The following is a 19,934-nucleotide window of genomic DNA, read 5'->3' as shown; positions in this document are numbered from 1 at the left end:
TGTTCCGAGGTCGATGATGAGAGGAGTCGCCATCATGACGGGATATTCGGCTCGCGTGCTCCTGGTGCTCGTTCTGCTGCCGGCGGGCCGTACATCCGCCCAGGTGCAGCGGTTCCCCGCTTTCGACCCGGAGCGGATCTTCAGCCTCGGCGATGCCGACCTCGATGGTCGGCTCTCGCTCGAGGAATACCGGGACTTTCTGCGCACCTCCCCCCGGATGAGGGGCGGCGCAGCCGCGATCGGACCCATGTTCCGTCGGCTCGACGCGGACCGCGACGGATTCCTTTCCACGGCGGAATACCGCAAGTCCTTCTCCCCAAGACCCGGCGGCGCAGCGGTCAAGCCGGACGCCCGGAAGGAGATGCCGACAGGCGAGGCCTCGATCACTCCCGATCAGGAGAAGTTCTTCGAGGCGAAGATTCGGCCCGTCCTGGCGACGCAATGCGGCAAGTGCCACGCGAGCACCGCCGAGAAGCTCCGCGGCGGGCTCCAGCTCGATAGTCGGGAGGCCCTCCGCCTCGGGGGAGATTCCGGCCCTGCAATCGTGCCTGGGAACCCCGACGAGAGCCTGCTCATACGTGCCATTCGCTACCGCGACGATGAGGTTCAGATGCCCCCCAAGGCGAAGCTCCCCGACTCGGTCGTCGCCGACTTCGAGGCCTGGGTCAAGATGGGGGCGCCCGATCCCAGGACCGCGCCGGCAGGCGTGGGGGCGCGGCCGTCCGTCGACCTCGCCAAGGGGCGGGAGTTCTGGTCGTTCCGCCAACCGAAGAAGTCCGCCCCGCCGGTCGTGAAGCGGGAGGACTGGCCCCGCGGAGAGATCGACCGATTCCTCCTCGCGACGCTCGAAGCCCGTGGTCTCACCCCGGTCGCCGACGCCGATCGGCCGCGACTTCTCCGCCGGGTCACGTTTGAACTCATCGGCCTCCCGCCCACACCCGAAGATCTCGACGACTTTCTCCAGGACGACTCCCCCGACGCCTTCGCCAAGGTCGTTGATCGGCTCCTCGCCTCTCCCCGCTTTGGTGAGCGCTGGGGGCGGCACTGGCTCGACGTGGCGCGGTTCGCCGAGTCGAGCGGCAAGACGAACTTCACCTACCCCCAGGCCTGGCGGTATCGAGACTGGGCCATTGCTTCGTTCAACGCCGACAAGCCGTATGACCAGTTCGTTCGCGAGCAGATCGCCGGCGACCTGCTCCACGCTGAGGACGACCGCAAGCGGGCCGACCAGCTCATCGCGACCGGGTTCCTCGCCCTCGGCAGCAAGGCCCACGACGCCGAGAACCGTGGGCAATTCACCTTGGACCTCGTCGACGAGCAGATCGAGGCGACCACACGAGCCTTCCTCGGGCTCACGGTCGCCTGCGCACGCTGCCATGACCACAAGCTGGACCCGATCCCCCAGCGCGACTACTACGCGCTCTCGGGCATCTTCCGCAGCACCCAGACCTGCTCGGGCACGCTGGCGGGCGTGTTCCCGAACTTCAACGCCTCGCCGCTGATCGAACTCCCTCCCGGCGCGGGCCTGCCCTCGGCGGTGCCCTCGCTGCCGCAAGGTCAGCGAGCTGCGATGGAGGAACGCCTTGCCGCCCTGGTCCGCGAACGCGACGCCATCCCTCCGGGCGAGGGCAACCGGGATCGGCTCCGGCGGACGACCTCGCTGCTTTCGATGCTCCGCTACCGCCTGGCGATCGACCGTCCCAACGGGTCCCCACGCGCGTTCGCGATGGGGGTGCGCGAGCGCGATGAGTTCGTCGACAGCCCGCTCTACGTGCGAGGGGAACTCGACCAGCCTGGCGCGGTCGTTCCTCGCGGGCTCGTCCGGGTTCTCTGCGACGATCCGTCCGCGTCGATCGCGTCGGGGAGCGGCCGTCGCGAACTGGCCGACTGGCTCGCCTCCCCCTCCAACCCCCTGACAGCCCGTGTGATCGTCAACCGGGTCTGGCTCCACCTGTTCGGCCGCGGGCTCGTGGCCACCCCCGACAACTTTGGCGCCGCGGGTCAGCGGCCGAGCCACCCGGAATTACTCGACACGCTGGCCGTGGATTTCATGGCCGACGGTTGGTCGATTAAGCGGCTGATCCGCCGGATCGTGCTCAGCAGGGCCTACGGACTCGACTCCACGCACGACCCGCGCAACTTCGAGGCGGACCCCGACAACACCCTGGTCTGGCGTAAGTGCAAGCGTCGGCTGGAGGCCGAGGCGCTTCGGGACGCCCTGCTGGCCGTCGGCGGCCGGCTCAACCCGGACCCGCCCGTCGGGTCGGCCACGGCACGGGTCGGCGAGGGCCTGGCCCGGTTCGTCCGTATCGTCGGCCTGGATGTCTCGGACACGCACCGGTCGGTCTACCTGCCGGTGATCCGGGACGAGGTGCTCGAGCCACTCGCCCTCTTCGACTTCGCCGACCCGAGCCTCGTGACGGGCGAGCGGGCCACGACGACCGGCCCGGCCCAGTCGCTCTACTTCATGAACGGCCCGTTCGTCGCCCGGCAGGCAAAGGCACTGGCCGATCGGCTCCGGGCCGTTGAGGGCGATGACTCTCGAAAGATCGACCAGGCGTATCGGCTCACCTTCACTCGGCCGCCCACCCTGGCGGAACGGGACCGCGTCGTTGCGTTCCTCCGGGATTTCGCCGCACTCGCACTTGCAAACGCAAGGGAGGTCGACCCGGCGCGCGAGGCCTGGTCGGCGTTCTGCCAGGCTCTCTTCGCCAACGCCGAGTTCCGATACCTCGACTGATCACGAGCCGCCCACGGGCGGGAGGATTGCTCCGATGAATTCGCGCGGATTCTCACGTCGCGACCTCCTGAAGGCCGCCTCCTCCGGGTTCGGCTATCTCGCCTTCGCCGGCCTGTCGTCGATGGCGGCCGGGGCCGGATCGAAGGCGTCTCCGCTCGCGCCGAAGGCCCCGCATTTCCCGGCACGGGCCAGGCGCGTGATCTTCCTCTGCATGAACGGGGCCCCCTCGCATGTCGATACCTTCGACTACAAACCGGAGCTTTCGACGGCCGACGGCAAGACGTCGAACCGGCCGGGCCGCATCCCAGGCGCGAAGTTGATGGGCTCGCCTTGGAAGTTCCGTCAGCATGGCCAGAGTGGGCTCTGGGCCTCCGAGCTCTTTCCCGAGGTCGCCGCGCACGCCGACGAGCTGTGCGTCATCCGGAGCATGCACACCGACCTGCCGGCCCACCCGGAGGCGTACTTGATGCTCCACACCGGCAACTCGCAGTTCATCCGGCCTTCGCTCGGGGCGTGGACGCTCTACGGGCTGGGGACCGAGAGCGACGACCTGCCCGGGTTCATCTCGATCAAACCGACCGGGCGTAACGGCGGCGCGCAGAACTACGGCAGCGCGTTTCTCCCGGCCGCCTGCCAGGCCACGCGCATTGGCAGTGAGGGGCAGCCCATCGCCGACTCTCAGATCGGCAATATCAGGAACACCAAGCTCGACGCCGCCGCCCAGCGGCTCCAGCTCGACCTCGTCCAGTCGATGAACCACGACTTGCTCAAACGCGAGCGGGTCAACCCCGGCGTCGAGGGAGTTATCGAGTCCTATGAACTGGCCTTCCGCATGCAAGGAAAGCTCCCCGGCGTGATGGAGCTCGCGGGGGAGTCGCCGGCCACGAAGCATCTCTACGGCCTCGACGACCCGACCACCGCCGACTTTGGCCGCCAGTGCCTGCTGGCGCGTCGCTTCGTCGAGGCCGGCGTCCGCTTCGTCGAGCTCACCCACGGCGACTGGGACCAGCACCGTGGCCTGAAGGCCGGCCACTCCCGGAACGCCCGGGCCGTCGACCGGCCCATCGCCGGGCTGCTGACGGACCTGCGCACTCGGGGGCTGCTCGATGACACGTTGGTGATCTGGGGCGGCGAGTTCGGCCGTACGCCTCACGGTCAGAACGCCGACGGTCGCGACCACAACAACAAGGGCTTCTCGCTCTGGCTCGCCGGCGGGGGCGTGAAGCCGGGCATCACCCACGGCCAGACCGACGACCTCGGTTACGAGGCCGTCGAGGATCCCATGCACATCCACGACCTGCATGCCACGGTCATCCACCTGCTCGGGCTCGATCACGAGCGTCTCACCTACCGATATGCCGGGCGCGACATGCGACTGACCGACGTCAAAGGTGTGGTCCACAAGGCAATCCTTGCGTGACCACTCTTTTTTTTGAATGAACGGCGTGAGCGAGCGATGAATCAGGAACTCCCCAAATTGCCCAACTGTCGCCTATCTATATTGACGAATGAACTCTTTTCGATCACCGGGCACTGGTAAGGCGCCGGGTTCACCGGGATCGGTTGATGGGTCGCCGCCCGTGTCCGGCGAATCTGCCCGGCCAGGTCCTGCAACCAAGCCCGCAGCTCCGCATCGTTTTCTACGCGGTGCCGCGTGCCATCGTCCCTGAAGCGCAGTCAGGGCATCCCGCTTGGCAAATCACGGTCGGCATGATATGGTGGAAGGCTATAGGGAGGAATGGTTTATGACGATACGCCTGCCTGGGGACCTGGAACGCTCGATCCTGGAGGAAGTCCATAGCGGCCATTTCGCATCCGTAGACGATGCGATGGCCGAAGCCGTGCGGCTATTGCTACGGCAACGCGACCAGAGCCGGGTACGGCCGGAAACGGCCGGAACAGGCGAGCAAGTCCATAAGCCGATCTGGCAAGAAATCGCAGAGATTGCCGCCACTGTCCCCAATGAAGAATGGGACAAGCTGCCGGCCGATGGTGCCGAGCAGCACGACCATTACATCTACGGCACACCGAAACGCCCCACGGCACAATGAGGCGAGTATTTGCGGATGCGGTGTATTGGATTGCTCTCGCCAATCCCAAAGACCAATGGCATGTCAATGTGATTGCGCTGATGGGTTCGCTAGGCCAGGCTTCCCTGATTACCACCGAGGAGGTGCTGGACGAGTTCCTAACCCACTACAGCGGTCACGGCCCTATCCTGCGGCAGGTCGCTGCCCGGATGGTCGAAGCGACGATGACCAACCCGCAGGTGATCGTGCGGCCCCAATCCCATCAAACGTTCCTTAACGGCCTTGCCTTGTATAAGGCCCGCCCCGACAAGGAATACAGCCTGACCGACTGCATTTCGATGGCGGCGATGCGGCAAGAAGGCATCACCGAAGTCTTGACACGGGACAGCCATTTCACACAAGAAGGGTTTACCAGGCTGCTTTAAGCCGTTATCCACGCCTGACCGCAATTTTCCCGCTGGCCGCAAGGCGGACACTGGTGGGGCGTCGGGTTCATCGGAATCGGCTGATGGATCGCCGCCCACGCCCGGCGAATCTACTCGGCCAGGTCGAGCGACCAGGCCCGCAGCGCCGCATCGTTTTCAACTCGGTGCCACGTGCCATCGCCGCAGACGATGAAGTCATGCGACGGCTTCATCTGGCGGTGTCGCTGCGCGCTGGCCGGCAGGGTATACAGAAATCCGGGGAAACGACTGGCTATTGGCACATCGCTATTTCACCAATGGATCGGGTCGAGGATAATCCTCGCTTGCTGAGTAAGAGACTGTCCCATAAGGGGAATCAGATCGCTTCGCGGTAGCGGAACTCGGCATCCGCTCTCGTGGGGGCGATTCGGTTGAAAGGGGGAGGCCAGCGGTAGCCAGACACCGAAAGTGGGCAGGACGGAAACCCCGATCAACCTGTCGAGGCATTTGTTCAGGCTCCCAGCTTTATGGAATCTCCCAGATCTTGCGTTTGAAGTGTCTAACTGCTCCAGGTCTCAAGGTCGAGAACGCCTCGACGACGAGCGGACGCTGAGAGGGGGAGTTCCCCAACCAACGGCAAAGGCCGCTGGACGGATCACCCCGCCCGTCGCTCGCGGGAGGGTGCAGAGGCCGTCGTTAGCGTTCTGAACCAACGGCTCGACGGCACCCGAATATTGAACGACCGGCTGGTAACTAACCATGTCCTATGGGGTAGTTCGAGGGGTGCGGCGGCGAACACACATTCGGGGGAACTTGCAAATGCGAGTATTATTCGTGGTCGGATCGGTCTTGGTCGGGCTGGCGGCGGCGGATGACGTCCCGAATGTTCGAACGCCGGAGGCCAATTTTGCCGCCTTGTTGAAAGAGTACGAGGCAGCGACGGCGGAGTGGAAGAAGATATCACCCGGAGTGACTCCCGCCGACCCCGCCTGGATCACCAAGTACGAGAAATCCCCGGATTGGGAGTTCGCCCCGCGGTTCATCACATTTGCCGAGGCGAACCCGCACGACGCAACGGGGGCCGAGGCCTTGCTCAAGGTGCTCCGGATGGGGCGGGCGCGGGATAAGGCCCTGTTCCCGTATTATCTCCGGGCTCGCGACCTTTTGACCCGAGAGCATCTGCAGGACGCACGGGTCGTGCAGGCCATGCTTCGGAGCCCTTTTTTCGACGCTGGTCAAACCGAGCTGTACTTCCAGGCCCTGTTGACCGCAAGCAACGACCGCGAGACGCTCGCGCGGGCGGCCATGGCGCTGGCGAGTTGCCACGAGTCGCGGTCCAAGATCGCCGCCAGGCCGTATTTCGACCACCCCGAGGACGACGCGAAATACCAGGCGTCCACGCGATATCTCACCGAGCGACTCGACCCCGATTATATTCGCTATTTCCGCTCAGCCGATCCCGTCGCCCTGTCCCGGGAACGGGAGGCGCTTCTCGAACGGGTCGCCCGCGATTACGGCGACATTCCCCAGGTGCCTTCCTGGTCAACTCCCGAGCTGCAAAAGAGGGGAGAGGGACGGACCCTCGGCAAGCTGGCCGGAGACAAACTCAATGCCCTCCGGACCATCAGCGTCGGGATGCTCGCGCCCGAGATCGAAGGGACGGACGTGGATGGGGGGCCGTTGCGGCTGAGCGACTACCGTGGCAAGGTGGTCGTCCTCGTCTTCTGGGGGACCTGGTGTGGGCCCTGCATGGGCTTCCTGCCGACGGAAAAGGCTCTGGCGGAACGCCTCAAGGATCGGCCATTCGTCCTCCTGGGCGTGAACAGCGATAAGGAGAGGGAGGCGTTGAAAGCAACGTCTATCGCGAAGGGGATCACCTGGCGTTCTTGGTTCGATGGAGGGAGCCCCTACGGGCCGATCGCATCCCGCTGGAACGTCTATGGCTGGCCGACGATCGTCGTTATCGATAAGGCTGGCGTTATCCGTTTCAAGGATCTCTCTCATCACACCCCACAACCGTTGAACGACGCGGTGGATACCCTCCTTGAAGAGAAATGACCGCAGGCCCTGACCCGACCCGATCCGTTGGAGGGAAGTCGTCAACAGGGGCGTCCAGGTCGACCGCGAGAAGAATCACAGCCCAACCGACTCCCGATGCCTGAAGCGGCTGTGCGGTTCGAGGATGAAGTGGACGGAAGTCGGCTCGGCAGTCGTGCTCAGCTTGCGAAGCGATTGGTCGAGGATGCGCCTTCCGATCAAGAGGGCCACGAAATGCGATTACGAACGCTGATGACTGCCGTGGCGGGCGTGGGATTGATCCTGGGACTGGCCGTCCACATCCAGGTCCTGGGTCAGGATGAGGACGACTTCGCACTGCCGATCTTTATGGGCAAAGTGTTCGCCATGACAGTACTGTTCGCGATCGCCGTTGTGGTCGGCTTCTTCGTTTATCTCGTGCGGCTTGTACGCAAGGATAATGACTATGCGGCCCAACTGAGACGAAACGATGTTCCCGCGCGATGCTCCGTAATTCTTGCTGAGGTGGATTCATCGAGCCAGGAAGAGTTTAAAACTTATAAGTGCAATGACTTGTCCGGTTCGTGCGGCAGGGGTCGGGAACATTGAGGCGGAGCTTCCGAGGGGCGGGGAAACGGGTGAGGTGGCGGAGGACAGTGAGTCGGTTGGCCGAGTAAGGTCGGCTTCCAGCGAGCCTACGCAAAATGCTGAGGCGAGAAAAAAAAACGCCCGGCCTGTCACAAAACGACCCCACCCGATCGTCCTTGTAGTCGAACGGCGGGGCGTGGCCCGGCCAGACTGACACTCATTTGGGAGAACATCATGGCACGGGGTGCACTGGTACTGGCGGTCGGGATCGGTTTGGGTGCGGCTAGTATGGCCGTGGCCTGGCACAATGAAAATCACGAGGCGGTCAACCTGCTTGCGGTGCGGGAAATCGCCGAGAAACTGGATGGCAAGCCGACGAACGCAACAGTAGTGGAAGTCATTCTCGAACCCGGTCAGGCTGGTGTTTCGCACCGCCATCCCGGTCCGGGTTTCGGCTATGTGCTGGAGGGCGAATATGAATGGGCAATCGACGACCAGCCGGCCAAAGTGCTCAAGTCTGGCGAGTCGTTTTACGAGCCGGGCGGGTGCTTGCACCGGGTGTCGAGAAACCCGGGTAAGGTGAAGACCCGGCTGCTGGCCTGGGTTCTTCATCCGCGAGAGGCGAAGGACATCGTCATCCCGGAGCCCAAAAAGTGACTCAGGCTGGGTGAGGACACCATGATCGACGACGTGATCGACCTGCGGCCGCGGATGATGTCAGTCGCGTATCGGATGCTTGGGAGCGTGGCCGACGCCGAAGACGCCGTGCAGGATGCCTTCGTGCGATACCAGACGGCCGGAGGCGTATCGTCGCCAGAGGGTTTTCTGATCCGAACAACGACCCGCCTCTGCATCGACCGCCTGCGGGAGCGACGACGGCGGGAGTATATCGGTCCTTGGGTTCCCGAACCGGTGGTGACCGTAGAGATCAAGAGAGAATCCGCATTGGCTGAATCGTTGACTCAGGCGTTCCTGCTGCTCTTGGAGCGGCTAACACCGGATGAGCGGGCCGCATTTCTGCTCCGCGCGGTGTTTGACTATGAGTACGCCGAGATCGGCGAAGTTCTTGATAAGAGCGAGGCCGCCGTTCGGCAACTGGTCAGCCGGGCGCGGGGGCGGCTGGGGCTCGATGGTAATCGCCGTTTCCGGCAGCTCCGGCACGAGCGGAAGGGCTCGCTGAACGGTTCGTACAGGCATACCGGACGGGCGACGTGAGGGCCGTCGAGGAGATGCTCGCTGAAGACGCCGAGGTCCACTCGGACGGTGGGGGCCGGGCCTCTGCCGCCCGGGTGGTGATCCGGGGCCGGGACAAGGTCGCCCGGTTCCTGACGGGAGTGTTTCGCAAGCCGTGGCTTCAGGACGTTGGCGTGGCGATGGTGAACGGCGAGCCGGGGTTGGAGTTCCGGTCCGGTGGCACGGTTGCGGCGGTGCTATCACTGCGAGTCGAAGGGGACGTGCGGGCGGTGTACCTCACCGTCAACCCGGACAAGCTCGGTCGCTGGGCGACGACCGAAGTCGAATAACACGAATCAAAAGGGGGGGGAACCATGAAAATCGTTGTGATTGGCGGCAGCGGGCTCATCGGGAAGAAGTTGATTCCACGGCTGCAAGAACGCGGCCACGAGGCCGTATCGGCGTCCCCGTCATCTGGCGTCAACTCGCTCACTGGCGAGGGGCTGGCTGAGGCGTTTGCGGGCGCTCAGGTCGTCGTGGACGTGTCGAACTCGCCGTCCTGGGCGGATGAGGCGGTGATGGAGTTCTTCGACACATCCACCCGCAACCTCCTGGCCGCCGAGGCCGCTGCCGGCGTTGGGCTCCACGTCGCGCTATCGGTGGTCGGTGCCGATCGAATGCCGGACAGTGGGTACATGCGGGCCAAGGTCAACCAGGAGAAGCTGATCGAGTCCGGAAAGGTGCCATTCACGATTGTCAGGGCCACGCAATTTTTCGAGTTCCTCGGCGGGATCGCAGGTTCGGGGGGCGACGGCGACACTCTCCGCCTTCCGACGGCACCCATGCAGCCGCTGGCGGCAGACGACGTGGCGTCCGCCCTGGCCGACATCGCCGTGGAAGAGCCTCTGAACAAAATGGTCGAGTTGGCCGGTCCTGAAGCCTTGTCCATCGCCGATTTCGTGAGAAAGTTCTTGGCCGCGAGTGGGGATACAAGGACGGTGGTTGCCGACCCTGAGGCCCGCTACTTCGGTGCGCCGCTAGACGATCGCGGCCTCGCTCCTGGGGCAAATCCGCGTCTCGGCCCGACTCAGTTCTCGGAGTGGGCGGCCCGCGCTGGTCTCCAAGCATAGAAACGTATCATCGAGGCGAGTTGAGGCGGGAGGGCGGGGCAGTCCACCCTCCCGGTTAAGCCGTCAGCGGCTTTGTCAGGGGGGTGGCCAGGCGGTGTGTCTTCTGTTCCTTGCGGAAGGCTGGACCGCAAACACAATCGCTAACCGCCCTGATTTGCGATACGTATGCACAAAATCACGGATGTATATTTTCGGTAGAATGAGACCAACATGAGTCGCTTCGCAGAAATTTATATTGCTTGAAACATTTTGATTGTTGTTATGCATGGTTTTATTTTTGCTTTGGTCTAATTATCTTTGAGAATGATCTCGCAGCGAACTGGCGCCGCCTTGACAAAGCCATCGGGCCGTCGACGGAAAGAGGGAACATGATCGTGGAACAGTTTCCTCCGGGCCGGTTTGACGCTGATCCAGGAAGTCGGCGCCGCAAGGATGTCGCTGGCATCTGACGGCCCTACTTGTACTGCTGAATCGGGTGCTTGGCTTCCTCGGACTCTCCGAGGAAGTCGACAGTCGATTCGTCATTCATTTCAATGAGGCACGCTTTCCATTGAGGAAAGAGCAGGACTGCGGTTGACCTCCGGTTTCTATTTCTGTAGAAATCGTATCAGATTGGACATCATTCAGGCTAGTTTCAGAAGTGGGAGCTTCCATGGCCCGACCGCCCAGCACTCAGCCGACCGACGCCGAGTTGGAGATCTTGAAAGTCCTCTGGGAGCAGGGCCCGACCGGACTGGGACAGGTTCACGCGGCGATCCAGGAGCGACGACAGGTGGCGCTGACGACGATCGCCACGACGCTCAAGACGATGCTCGGCAAAGGCCTGGTCGAGCGGAACGACGGGGCGCGAGGCTATGTCTGGGTGGCCGTGGCCACCCGCGGATCCACCGCGACGAACCTGGTCGGCAAGCTCGTCCAGCACGTTTTCGATGGCTCCGCCCGTCGCCTGATCGCTCATCTGATTCAGGAAGGCGCACTCGACGATCACGACCGGGACGAGATCCGCGCGTTGCTCGAAGCCCAGCCCGGCACGCCGGCGGCGAAGGAGCGTAAACGATGACTTCACATAGTATTGTAACATCACCTATTTGGACGGCGGCCGGCTGGACCATGCTCCACCTCGTCTGGGTGGGAGCCGCCGGTGGCCTGGTCCTCGCCTTGTTGCGGCGGCTGCTTCGGCCGGTTCGGCCCGAGGTCCGCCATGGCGTGGCGGTCGCCTGCTTGCTGGCTCTGGCGGCCTCGCCGTACGTGCTCTTCGCGTGGCTCTACCAACCCGATCGCGCGTTGCAAACGTCCTCGACGCAGGCTCGCGACAGTGCTCCGCTGGCAGAACAGGCAACGGCTCAGATTGCCCCGCTGTCGGCGCTCAAGCGACAACTGCCGGCCGTTGAACCGGCCGGGGTGGGCTCAACCGCACCGATCTCCTCGCGATTCGCACCGCTGGTCGGTTACTTGCCTGGTGTCTGGCTGACCGGGTCGCTGGCGACCCTCGCTCTGCTGGCGACCGGCCTGATTGGCGTGGAACAACTGCGGCGGTCGAGTGTGTTGTTGGAGACCGGCGCGATCGCGCAGTGTTGCCGTGAGCTGGCGGCGTCGCTCGGGGTCGCCCGCGATGTAGGCGTGGCGGTCTGCGACCAGCTCGTCGCGCCTGTGCTGATCGGCGTGTTACGTCCCTTGATCCTGCTACCACCCGCGGCGCTCAGCGGATGGAGTATTGAACAGGTCGAGATGGCTCTGCTGCACGAGCTCGCCCACATTCGCCGCCGCGATAACCTCGTGACCTTCGTGCAACGGCTGGCGGAATCACTGCTTTTCTTCCACCCGGTCACTTGGTGGCTGTCAGCCTGGATCAGTCTCGAACGCGAGCTCTGTTGCGATCGGCTCGTGGTTGAACGCACGGGCCGCCCACAGGCCTATGCCCGGATGCTCGCGGCACTGGCCGGGGCAGGCCCCGGGGCAAACCTACCGGCGCTCGCGATGGCCGAGCGCCCACTCACGACCCGGATTCGTCGAATTCTGGACATGGAGGACCGATCGATGAAGTTGACTCTGACCGAAGGACTCGGCTTGCTCGTCGCCACGATCGTCGGAATGACTCTGACATTGGCGACTCACGCCGCGCCGCCTACGGCGAAGGATGGTCCGGCTGATGTGGCACGCCGGAGTCTCGAACGAATGGCGGCGAACGTCGTCGCTCTGCCGGAGCCGGCCAGCCAGGAGGGCTCCGAGGGTAAGAGCATGACCCTATTCAGCATCGCGCAGGCTCAACTCAAGCTCGGCGACCGCGCCGGAACACTGACGACCCTCGGCTATCTTGACCGCCTGGCCGCTCCCCGACCCGCCAAACCGGGCGGAAAAATGGACCTTCGTGTGTGGCAGCGGTTCGCCGCACTCGCCCAGTCCATCGAGCTTCGCCGCGACGCGGGCGACCTCGACGGAGCACGAGCGAGGCTCGGACAGACGGCCCAGGAATTGAAGGTTTTGGATAACGGTGTGGTCCGTGGGGCATTCGAGCGGGTCAGCACGGAGATGGATCGAGAAGTCACCAAAAAGGCGGAAGGGCTCCGGCGTTTGAACGACGAGGAAGCGGGCTATGTCTGTCAGGTGTCGGCTTTGCTGATCGAACAGTGCCTCGCCATTGGAGACAAGCCCATGGCACTCAAGTTGATTCACCGCGTGATCGATGCGCTGGGACCGCCCCAGGGGCCGACAAAGGCCGTGCTTGTCGGCGTCCTCGGTCGCTATCTCGAGAAGGCGGGCGACCGTGAGGGGGGCCGCGCCTTGATCGATCAGTCGCGTCGGGCCTCGCTTGCCTTGACCGATCCGAATGTCAAAGCGTTCGTCCTGTCGCAGCTCGCTCGCTTGTTGTTCGAGGCGGGCGACCGCGACGAAGCCCTCGCCTTGATCCGGGAGCTGCCTCCGCGAACCCAGCAATCCACCCTATCGACCCTCATTAATGAACTGTCGATCGACGATCGGCGGGTCCCCTGGCTCGATGTTACGGGCATCAACCTCAAGATTGGCGACTCGTCGCTGAGCCCAAAAGACCCAGCCCAGGCCCGCGAGCTGCTGCCGAAAATTGCCGCCGTTGCGCGGGCAACGGGCGATGCGAGGGTCCAGGCCCGTACGCTCGCGACCATTGCGCTCCTGCAGGCCCGCTCGGGCGACTTCGCCGTTGCGCTCGCGACCGCCGAGTCGATCCCTGACCTCAAGCGGGCGGACTACCCTGGCCCGAGCGACGGGTTCTACGATGCCGTCAAGCCCGCCACGTTCGCGCTGATCGGCGGTATCATGGCCGAGTCCGGCGACCAGTCCGCCGCAACGGACGCCTTCGCCAGATCCGAGACACTCACTCGCGCCGTTGGGGCCGAGGATCAGAAGCTCATCGCCCAGATCGTGATCGTCCAGCAACAGATCGCAAGCGGTCGCACCGACGCCGCGAAGGCGGTGATCCACGAGGCGCTTCCCCAAGCTCTCGCCCAGCCCGAGCCGCGGCGTTCGCGAGTCCTGCTGATGCTTGCGGAGTCCCAGGTCAAGGCCGGCGATACCACCGCCGCGTTGCGAACCGTCGACGACATCCGCGACTACCCAGGGATTGAGAAGGCTCGGGCCCTGGCGGGTCTGGTTCGACAGCACGAGGATTCAGGCGATACGGTGACCTCCAAAGCGTTGGCGAACCGGGCGATCGCCTGCCTGAAGGCCAAGGCTCTTGACACTCCGCTACCGGGCCAAGTCATGACCACGCAGGCATTCAACCGCGAAACATTCATTGACTTCGACCTTGAGTTCAACCTGGGTATGCTCAATAACCAGCGTGACATGCAGCTCCGGAGCCTCCAGGCCGGGCATAGCGACGTCGAGATGCTTGTCCGCGAGGTCAAAGCCCTCCTGCCCGCAGAACGCAACCTCGCTCTCTCGCAGCTCGTTCCCAGCCTGGTCCGGCGCGGCGACATCACGGGTGCAATGGACCTGGCCACCTCAATTGAATCGCCCGACGCCCGCATGCAGGCCTTCACGTTGCTCGCGTACGCCATTTCCCAGCCTCAGGCCAAGAAATAGACGAACTCCGCGTAACAGAGCAGTGAGCGGGAATCGAGAGTTAAGAGTCTGTCCCAGAAGGTGAATGCCACGGGAGCTTTTGAATGATCTGCTGGGTGCCATGCGGTTCCGTACTCGGAACCCATGCGGGAATGCCTTGGCCTGGCGCGCACGGGTTCCGAGTACGGAACCCGTGGCACCCAAACGGCCTTCAATTTTCGGTTTCCCTGAACTTACGAGACAGACTCTAAGCCGCAATGCTTAACCTTTGATCCCGCATTGCGTTGATTGTGCCGATTGGTTTTGCCTGTTGATTCGTGTGGTCGGCAGACGCGGACTCGTAACGCTTCCTGAGCAGGTCGTCGCCGGAATTGCTCTTGAAATCATGCCAGACGCTGCAGATCGGTGTGGGTAGCCAGGCACCCAAGCTGAGTAGGACAGAGTTTCTGAGTTGTCCATCGGCAATGCGACCCGGGCAATAGCGACACGACCTTCGACTTTGCCCTCACGCCGGATGAACCGAAATTCATTCCCATAGTTCATGGCCTCTTTTCCTGACTGCCCAGCCTTCGGAAGTACGTTCAAGGTCGTACGACCAGAACTCCCCGTGGATGGAGAACCCACCCATAACGTAGACGCACGCCATCCGGCCATCGCGAGAGTAACCTGGCAGCGATAGCCAGACGTAGCCACACGCCATTGGGAAACGCTTCTTAAAGTGGTCACGGAAAAAAAGTTTGAACTTATTGGTTCACTAGTGAGGCGATCGAGGTCTTCGTATCTGACCTTGGTCTTTCCCCCGAGGTCCAGCCCTCTAATAAGGACCGGTCCTCCCGAGTTGCGCCGGTATAAGTCGTCCCACGCGTCCGTCTGCTCGACCCACGGCGAAGCAATCGTCGACAGGTACGGATAGGTCATCTCACCGACGACAATCTCCGGACGCGACTTGCTGTAGGTGAGGATGTCGATGACATTGTCAGGGTTCTTGGGGTCCATCAGGTCGTCCAACGTCACCTCCAGAACTGCACGGTCCCGAGCCCGATTCCACGGGTAGGGCGACGGCAACTCGGGCGGAACAATGTCCCAGGGGTGGGTCACGAGGTGTCGGTACATCTCCTTTAAGCGGGCGTGATGGTTGGCCTGCTCTGCTTCGTATTTCGCGGTTTCAGAGCCGAAGGTTCCCCTCGGCAGGGATCGCAGGCGTTGTTCCTCTCGTCGGTAGCTCGCTTCCAATCGGGACTGAATTTCGGCCTGCCTATTGTAATGCACGGCTCTCTGGGCCATCGTCCCGGTCCATATCAGTCCGGTAATGATGGCCACCAGGCCAAGTAGGCTCCGCAAGGTAAGACGTGGTCGTGGAAACCGCATGTCATGCGACTCCGAGCATGCTGAGGCATTGATTGGGACTAGGCCAACATTTGCGGTTACCCTCTCGAAGAATGCGGACGATCTCCGGACTCAAAGCGACCTGCGTCGCTCGGTCCCCCTCGCCAAGAACGAAACGTGTCACGTTGGGCGTTCGCTCCAGCAGTTGCTGCATCGCCGTGACGATACCGTCCGGCTGGCCCCCGACCTCAATTTCCGTCCCGAGCAGGGCATAGTCAGGAGCTTCGTAGCGAAGTCCCTCCGGAGTTGAACCGTAGAGGTGCCGGATGTTTCGCGGAACCTCGCGGGAGAGCTCGCGAGGAATCTCGCTCCCACAGCTATCCATGAACACCAAGCTGTAGTGCATAGCAAGTACATTCCCGGAATCCTCAAGGATGTCCAGATACGTCTCCTTGGTAATTCCGACGCCCACCTTGGCCTCATCTGGCCCGCCCAGAACCAACCCTTTTCCGCCGACTCCGTAGAATACGCCTAAAAGATACCGTCCCAGATCGTACTCCCCGAGTTTGCTTGAATCCGAATCGAGCGGGAGCGGATCGGTCGAGTCGTCGAGCGGCCCATCCGGCTTCGCGTCCCCAGCGATGGCTCGGTCGAGTGTGGTCTCGATGAGAGCCGGTGTGATTGCCATGACATCGGTGCCGTGCGAACGGATCGGTGTGAGTAGCCAGGCACCCAGGAAGAGTAGGGCAGGAGCCCTGAGTCGCCCATCGGGAATGCGACCCGGGCTAAATCCTGCCTGTTTCTCCCAGAGGAACCACTTGAAGTGCGTGGCAATAAGACTCTGTCGGTTCGACGGTTTCCGACATGGCTCTCTTTTCGATTCCTCGGGGCGTGGCCCCGGCGCTGAGGCGAAGCCGTTACGGCAGGGCTTTTGCCAGATCCCAGAGCCTAACGCTCCCGTCCTTGCTAGCACTGGCCAGGGTCTTGCCGTCGGGCGAGAACGCAACGGAGAAGAGGTGTTGCTCGTGCCCTCGGAGCGTCGCGGTCCGTCGACCGGAGGCAACGTCCCACAACGCGATGCTCCCGTCACTTAAGCCGGCTGCCAGGGTCTTGCCGTCGGGTGAGAACGCCAGGCCACGCGCCCAGAGTCCTCCCGCAAGGTTCCCCCCTGCCAAAGGGAGTGAGGTCAATTCACGGCCGGAGGAGGGGGCCCAGAGCTTGACCATCGGGTCGAAACTCGATGAGGCCAGGGCCTTGCCGTCGGGTGAGAAGGCGAGCGTCCAGGCCGGCCCACGCTGTGCCGCGGCCAGTTTGACACGTTCCCTCACCGAGTTCGCGTCGTAGTCGTACAGCGACACCCTGGGCGAGCGGGCCTCACGGTCCTCGCCCGTGGCGATGGCCAGGGTCTTGCCGTTGGGCGAGAACGTCACGCAGAAGACCGGTTCATCCGCGGAAAACGCTATGGGCCGCTGTTCCCAGGTCTCGACGTTCCAAAACTTCACGGTCGTGTCGACACCCGCCGAGACGAGGGTCTTACCGTCGGGCGTGAACGCCAGCGATCGAACCTCCTTCCCATGGGCCACAAACTGGGTCAGGAGCTTCCGCTCAGCGAAGTCCCAGACCAGGACCCGGGAGCCGCCGCTGCTGACCAGCAATTTGCCGTCCGGCGAGAACGCGGCGCAGGCGAATCTCGTCTTCGCCTCGCCGTCGAGGAGTCCGACCTCCCCGTGCGTCTCCGCGTTATAGATCCTGATACCGCCGCTCGTGTTCGTGCCCGTGACGAGCGACTTGCCGTCGGGCGAGAAGATCGCATACCAGGCCCGGTCCACGAAGGGACGCAGGATGATCGAGTCGCTCACCTCCGCCGGGGCGGGCGCATCCTTGGCCTTCGCGATCTGCGCCTTGGGGTCAGCGCGGTCGCTCTTCTGCGCTTCCTGTGCTCCAGGGTCGACGTCCTGTCGCGCCATGACCCCCACGCCAGCGAGTAATGCAACAATCGCAACGGCCGTGCCCGCAGCCATCCTCAATCTGGTCAAAAGCATGATTCTGAGTACCTCCCGTGCCAACCCCTTGACCGTCGCCGAGACAACCCCGGTCGACACCATGGAAGAGGCCGTCGCGACGGCCAGGGAGGCCGGCACTGCGGCCGCGGCCATTTGCACGTGCAGCGCGAGGCCCGCCGCCAAGACCGAGGGTGCGACGCCGCGGCGAGTCAGACGCGAACGCAGCCTTTCGCGAGCGCGACTCAGCCGGCTCTTGACCGTCCCCACGGCACACCCCAGTTGTCTCGCCGCCTCGTCGTGGCTCAGCCCCCCCAGATCGCAAAGAACCACCGCAGCGCGAAATCGTTCCGGCAGACGGCCGATTTCCTCGTCCAGGACGGCGCCGAGTTCGTGCCGGGACGGGTCGTTGGCCGGGGATATCGCCAGTTCCACACCGCCGACCTCGCGTGCCAACCGGCCCGCCACAGTCGCCTTCGCCCGCGCGGAAACCCGCCGGCTGACTCCGTAAAGCCAGCGCCCGAGCGAGCCCTCGACCCGCACCGATTCGGCCTTACGTACGAGGATGAGGAAAGTCGCCTGGAAGGCGTCGTTCACGTCGTTCGGGTCGTTCAGGGCGCGTCGACACACGCCCAGGACCATCGGGCCGTGGCGGGTCACCAAGCCGGCGAACGCCGCCTGAGCCGTCGCATCCGACCGACCTGCGAATCGATCGAGCAGTTGTCGGTCGCTCAGGCCGCCCAATGTCCCCAGGTCGAAGAGCGTGCGAACGTCGCGAAGGACGGCGGGCATTTCCCCCCTGGCCATGATTCCACCCCACAGTAAGCGGTGAGTTGCATCTACCATGCAGTAGGATGCGGGAACGTTCCATTTTTTTGGGAAATCGGTCGAATCGAGATCTTCGACGTTCGAAGTGATCCGCCCTGTGGAATGTATCGCGAGGGAGGCCGTCTGAGTATTGCCGGTCGTGGCCGAAGCGGATCAAAGGTCGGGTGGGGAACTGCGGTATCGAAAGCAAGGCTGTGCGGTCGAACGATCGATTTGACGATGAAGTGACATGTAAGGGAAGCAATTGTTCATTGGCAGTTCACTGGCACTTTGAATGCCTCTGCCCTGAAGTCTGCCTGGCGCAGGCCGGGGCATTCCCACCCCGCCAGTGGTACGCGACGAGACAGCCGCCTATCCCTGACCTCCGCCGTCCTCCACGCCTCATGGAACGCCTTTCCGAAAGGCGGCAGCGACCGCCTGCGTTCGGTCACCGTCATGGCCGTGGCGTCGAGCCTGGTATGGGCAGTCTGGGCGGCCTTCCAGCCCGCCCCGCAGACCGGCGTGCTCCGGGGCTTGCCGGCTCCCGGTCCATCATCAGCTAGTCTATTGCTCGACCCACTGAGCGCGCCAGGCGGGAGCATCGAACGGATCGGCGAAGTATTGAGTCTCGCGCGACACCTTCCCCTCCCGGAACGCCATGATGCTGACGGTGTAGACGGGCTTACCGCCGTACGTGATCACATACTCCGTGACCCAGAGATTGCCCTCTCCGGAGATCCTCCGGACCATGAAACCTGACGGCCTGCCTGGATGATGGCTGCGGAGCGCCTGCAGGTTGCTCCGACCGCGGATGATCTCGCCTGACTGCGGATACTCGCAAACAACGGTGTCGTGGTAGATTTCGTGCTCGGCATCTTGATCGCCCGCGGCGGAGGCAGCCCAGTGCCGATCGATGGCCACCCTGATGTGATGATCGTCCATCGTAGGCTCCCTTTTCGACGGCACCGCTCAGGCCAGGAGTTTCAGCAGCGCCTCGGCCCCCGCCTTGGAAGAGGCCGGGTTCTGGCCGGTGACAAGCCGCCCGTCGGTGATAGCGAAGCTCGCCCAATCGGCCACCTTCTCAAAGAGCCCGCCGAGCCGCTTCAGCTCGTCCTCGACGAGGAACGGTACGACTTTGGTGAGGTGGACTGCCGCCTCCTCGCTGTTGGTGAATCCCGTCACCCGCTTACCCTTCACGAGCGGCTGACCGTCGATCTCGACGTGATGAAGAACGCCCGGTGCGTGGCAGACTGCGGCGACCGGCTTGCCGGCGTTCCAGAAGGCCTCGATCAGGGCGATCGAGTGTGGATCTTCAGCCAGGTCCCACATGGGGCCGTGGCCGCCGGGATAGAAGACCGCGTCGTAATCGCCGGCCGAGACATCGGAGAGACGCTTGGTGTTCGCGAGGGCGGCCTGGGCCGCGGGGTCTTCCTTGAATCGCCGAGTCGCGTCGGTCTGGCCCTCGGGCGTGTCGCTGACCGGGTCGATGGGCGGCTGCCCGCCCTTGGGCGATGCGAGGGTCACGGTTACACCGGCATCAAGAAAGGTGAAGTAGGGCGCGGCGAATTCCTCGAGCCAGAACCCTGTCTTGCGGCCCGTGTCGCCTAGCGTGTCGTGGGAGGTCAGAACCATGAGGATCTTCATCGAATCACTCCGCGTGTTCGTGGATCAGGCAGACCTGC

The 19,934-nt window shown here is 63.5% G+C and carries 16 protein-coding genes; 12 read left to right on the top strand and 4 right to left on the bottom strand.

All coding sequences use genetic code 11. From position 1 onward, the window contains the following. Positions 1-34: 34 nt before the first annotated feature. The 12 genes from V5E97_RS24715 (at position 35) to V5E97_RS24660 (ending at position 14,140) form a co-directional block, all read left to right on the top strand. Positions 35-2,740: a DUF1549 domain-containing protein gene (locus V5E97_RS24715; RefSeq protein ID WP_406694256.1), complete on the top strand. Its 2,706-nt coding sequence runs from the start codon at positions 35-37 to the stop codon at positions 2,738-2,740. Between the two features lie 34 nt (positions 2,741-2,774). Continuing rightward, the gene (locus V5E97_RS24710) at positions 2,775-4,160 is read left to right on the top strand and encodes a DUF1501 domain-containing protein (protein ID WP_406694255.1); all 1,386 of its coding nucleotides are present in this window, start codon (positions 2,775-2,777) and stop codon (positions 4,158-4,160) included. A 325-nt stretch (positions 4,161-4,485) separates the two neighbouring features. After that, a complete protein-coding gene (locus V5E97_RS24705; protein WP_406694254.1) occupies positions 4,486-4,791 on the top strand; it encodes a ribbon-helix-helix domain-containing protein in 306 nt (101 codons plus the stop codon). Between the two features lie 20 nt (positions 4,792-4,811). Then, positions 4,812-5,195: a type II toxin-antitoxin system VapC family toxin gene (locus V5E97_RS24700; protein WP_406694253.1), complete on the top strand. Its 384-nt coding sequence runs from the start codon at positions 4,812-4,814 to the stop codon at positions 5,193-5,195. A gap of 798 nt (positions 5,196-5,993) precedes the next feature. Beyond that, positions 5,994-7,232 (top strand): TlpA family protein disulfide reductase, encoded by a 1,239-nt coding sequence (locus V5E97_RS24695; RefSeq protein ID WP_406694252.1) that lies wholly within the window; start codon positions 5,994-5,996, stop codon positions 7,230-7,232. 96 nt (positions 7,233-7,328) lie between these two features. Continuing rightward, positions 7,329-7,799 (top strand): hypothetical protein, encoded by a 471-nt coding sequence (locus tag V5E97_RS24690; protein WP_406694251.1) that lies wholly within the window; start codon positions 7,329-7,331, stop codon positions 7,797-7,799. A 213-nt stretch (positions 7,800-8,012) separates the two neighbouring features. Continuing rightward, positions 8,013-8,435, top strand: coding sequence for a cupin domain-containing protein (locus V5E97_RS24685; protein WP_406694250.1), 423 nt, complete (start codon positions 8,013-8,015; stop codon positions 8,433-8,435). Between the two features lie 21 nt (positions 8,436-8,456). Then, positions 8,457-8,993: a sigma-70 family RNA polymerase sigma factor gene (locus V5E97_RS24680; protein ID WP_406694249.1), complete on the top strand. Its 537-nt coding sequence runs from the start codon at positions 8,457-8,459 to the stop codon at positions 8,991-8,993. A 14-nt stretch (positions 8,994-9,007) separates the two neighbouring features. Next, entirely contained in the window at positions 9,008-9,301 is a 294-nt protein-coding gene (locus V5E97_RS24675; RefSeq protein ID WP_406694247.1) for a sigma-70 family RNA polymerase sigma factor family protein, read from the top strand. Positions 9,302-9,325: 24 nt separating this feature from the next. After that, positions 9,326-10,081: an SDR family oxidoreductase gene (locus tag V5E97_RS24670; protein WP_406694246.1), complete on the top strand. Its 756-nt coding sequence runs from the start codon at positions 9,326-9,328 to the stop codon at positions 10,079-10,081. Between the two features lie 652 nt (positions 10,082-10,733). Then, complete coding sequence (locus V5E97_RS24665; RefSeq protein ID WP_406694244.1) at positions 10,734-11,141, top strand: BlaI/MecI/CopY family transcriptional regulator; 408 nt, start codon at positions 10,734-10,736, stop codon at positions 11,139-11,141. Next, complete coding sequence (locus tag V5E97_RS24660) at positions 11,138-14,140, top strand: M56 family metallopeptidase (RefSeq protein WP_406694243.1); 3,003 nt, start codon at positions 11,138-11,140, stop codon at positions 14,138-14,140. Before V5E97_RS24665 ends, V5E97_RS24660 begins: the two co-directional genes overlap by 4 nt. A 1,348-nt stretch (positions 14,141-15,488) precedes the next feature. Here the strand turns inward: V5E97_RS24660 and V5E97_RS24655 are convergent. The 4 genes from V5E97_RS24655 to V5E97_RS24640 form a co-directional block, all read right to left on the bottom strand. Beyond that, positions 15,489-16,133, bottom strand: a complete 645-nt coding sequence (locus V5E97_RS24655) for a hypothetical protein (protein WP_406694241.1) — start codon at positions 16,131-16,133, stop codon at positions 15,489-15,491. 229 nt (positions 16,134-16,362) lie between these two features. After that, entirely contained in the window at positions 16,363-18,252 is a 1,890-nt protein-coding gene (locus V5E97_RS24650; protein WP_406694239.1) for a sigma-70 family RNA polymerase sigma factor, read from the bottom strand. 564 nt (positions 18,253-18,816) lie between these two features. Next, on the bottom strand, positions 18,817-19,194 hold the full coding sequence (locus V5E97_RS24645; RefSeq protein WP_406694238.1) for a nuclear transport factor 2 family protein: 378 nt from the start codon (positions 19,192-19,194) through the stop codon (positions 18,817-18,819). A 27-nt stretch (positions 19,195-19,221) separates the two neighbouring features. Then, complete coding sequence (locus V5E97_RS24640; RefSeq protein WP_406694236.1) at positions 19,222-19,896, bottom strand: type 1 glutamine amidotransferase domain-containing protein; 675 nt, start codon at positions 19,894-19,896, stop codon at positions 19,222-19,224. Positions 19,897-19,934: the final 38 nt, after the last annotated feature.

It is taken from the genome of Singulisphaera photorubra (assembly GCF_045290345.1).
GTDB lineage: Bacteria > Planctomycetota > Planctomycetia > Isosphaerales > Isosphaeraceae > Singulisphaera.
Note: the sequence above shows the minus strand (reverse complement) of the source record. Positions and strands in the feature narration are given on the sequence as shown.

What these genes read in the sequence shown, in the direction of transcription:
- V5E97_RS24715 (WP_406694256.1), top strand. Translation starts at nt 35, where the DNA reads ATGACGGGATATTCGGCTCGCGTGCTCCTGGTGCTCGTTCTGCTGCCG.
- V5E97_RS24710 (WP_406694255.1), top strand. Translation starts at nt 2,775, where the DNA reads ATGAATTCGCGCGGATTCTCACGTCGCGACCTCCTGAAGGCCGCCTCC.
- V5E97_RS24705 (WP_406694254.1), top strand. Translation starts at nt 4,486, where the DNA reads ATGACGATACGCCTGCCTGGGGACCTGGAACGCTCGATCCTGGAGGAA.
- V5E97_RS24695 (WP_406694252.1), top strand. Translation starts at nt 5,994, where the DNA reads ATGCGAGTATTATTCGTGGTCGGATCGGTCTTGGTCGGGCTGGCGGCG.
- V5E97_RS24690 (WP_406694251.1), top strand. Translation starts at nt 7,329, where the DNA reads ATGCCTGAAGCGGCTGTGCGGTTCGAGGATGAAGTGGACGGAAGTCGG.
- V5E97_RS24685 (WP_406694250.1), top strand. Translation starts at nt 8,013, where the DNA reads ATGGCACGGGGTGCACTGGTACTGGCGGTCGGGATCGGTTTGGGTGCG.
- V5E97_RS24680 (WP_406694249.1), top strand. Translation starts at nt 8,457, where the DNA reads ATGATCGACGACGTGATCGACCTGCGGCCGCGGATGATGTCAGTCGCG.
- V5E97_RS24675 (WP_406694247.1), top strand. Translation starts at nt 9,008, where the DNA reads ATGCTCGCTGAAGACGCCGAGGTCCACTCGGACGGTGGGGGCCGGGCC.
- V5E97_RS24670 (WP_406694246.1), top strand. Translation starts at nt 9,326, where the DNA reads ATGAAAATCGTTGTGATTGGCGGCAGCGGGCTCATCGGGAAGAAGTTG.
- V5E97_RS24665 (WP_406694244.1), top strand. Translation starts at nt 10,734, where the DNA reads ATGGCCCGACCGCCCAGCACTCAGCCGACCGACGCCGAGTTGGAGATC.
- V5E97_RS24660 (WP_406694243.1), top strand. Translation starts at nt 11,138, where the DNA reads ATGACTTCACATAGTATTGTAACATCACCTATTTGGACGGCGGCCGGC.
- V5E97_RS24655 (WP_406694241.1), bottom strand. Translation starts at nt 16,133, where the DNA reads ATGGCAATCACACCGGCTCTCATCGAGACCACACTCGACCGAGCCATC.
- V5E97_RS24650 (WP_406694239.1), bottom strand. Translation starts at nt 18,252, where the DNA reads ATGGCCAGGGGGGAAATGCCCGCCGTCCTTCGCGACGTTCGCACGCTC.
- V5E97_RS24645 (WP_406694238.1), bottom strand. Translation starts at nt 19,194, where the DNA reads ATGGACGATCATCACATCAGGGTGGCCATCGATCGGCACTGGGCTGCC.
- V5E97_RS24640 (WP_406694236.1), bottom strand. Translation starts at nt 19,896, where the DNA reads ATGAAGATCCTCATGGTTCTGACCTCCCACGACACGCTAGGCGACACG.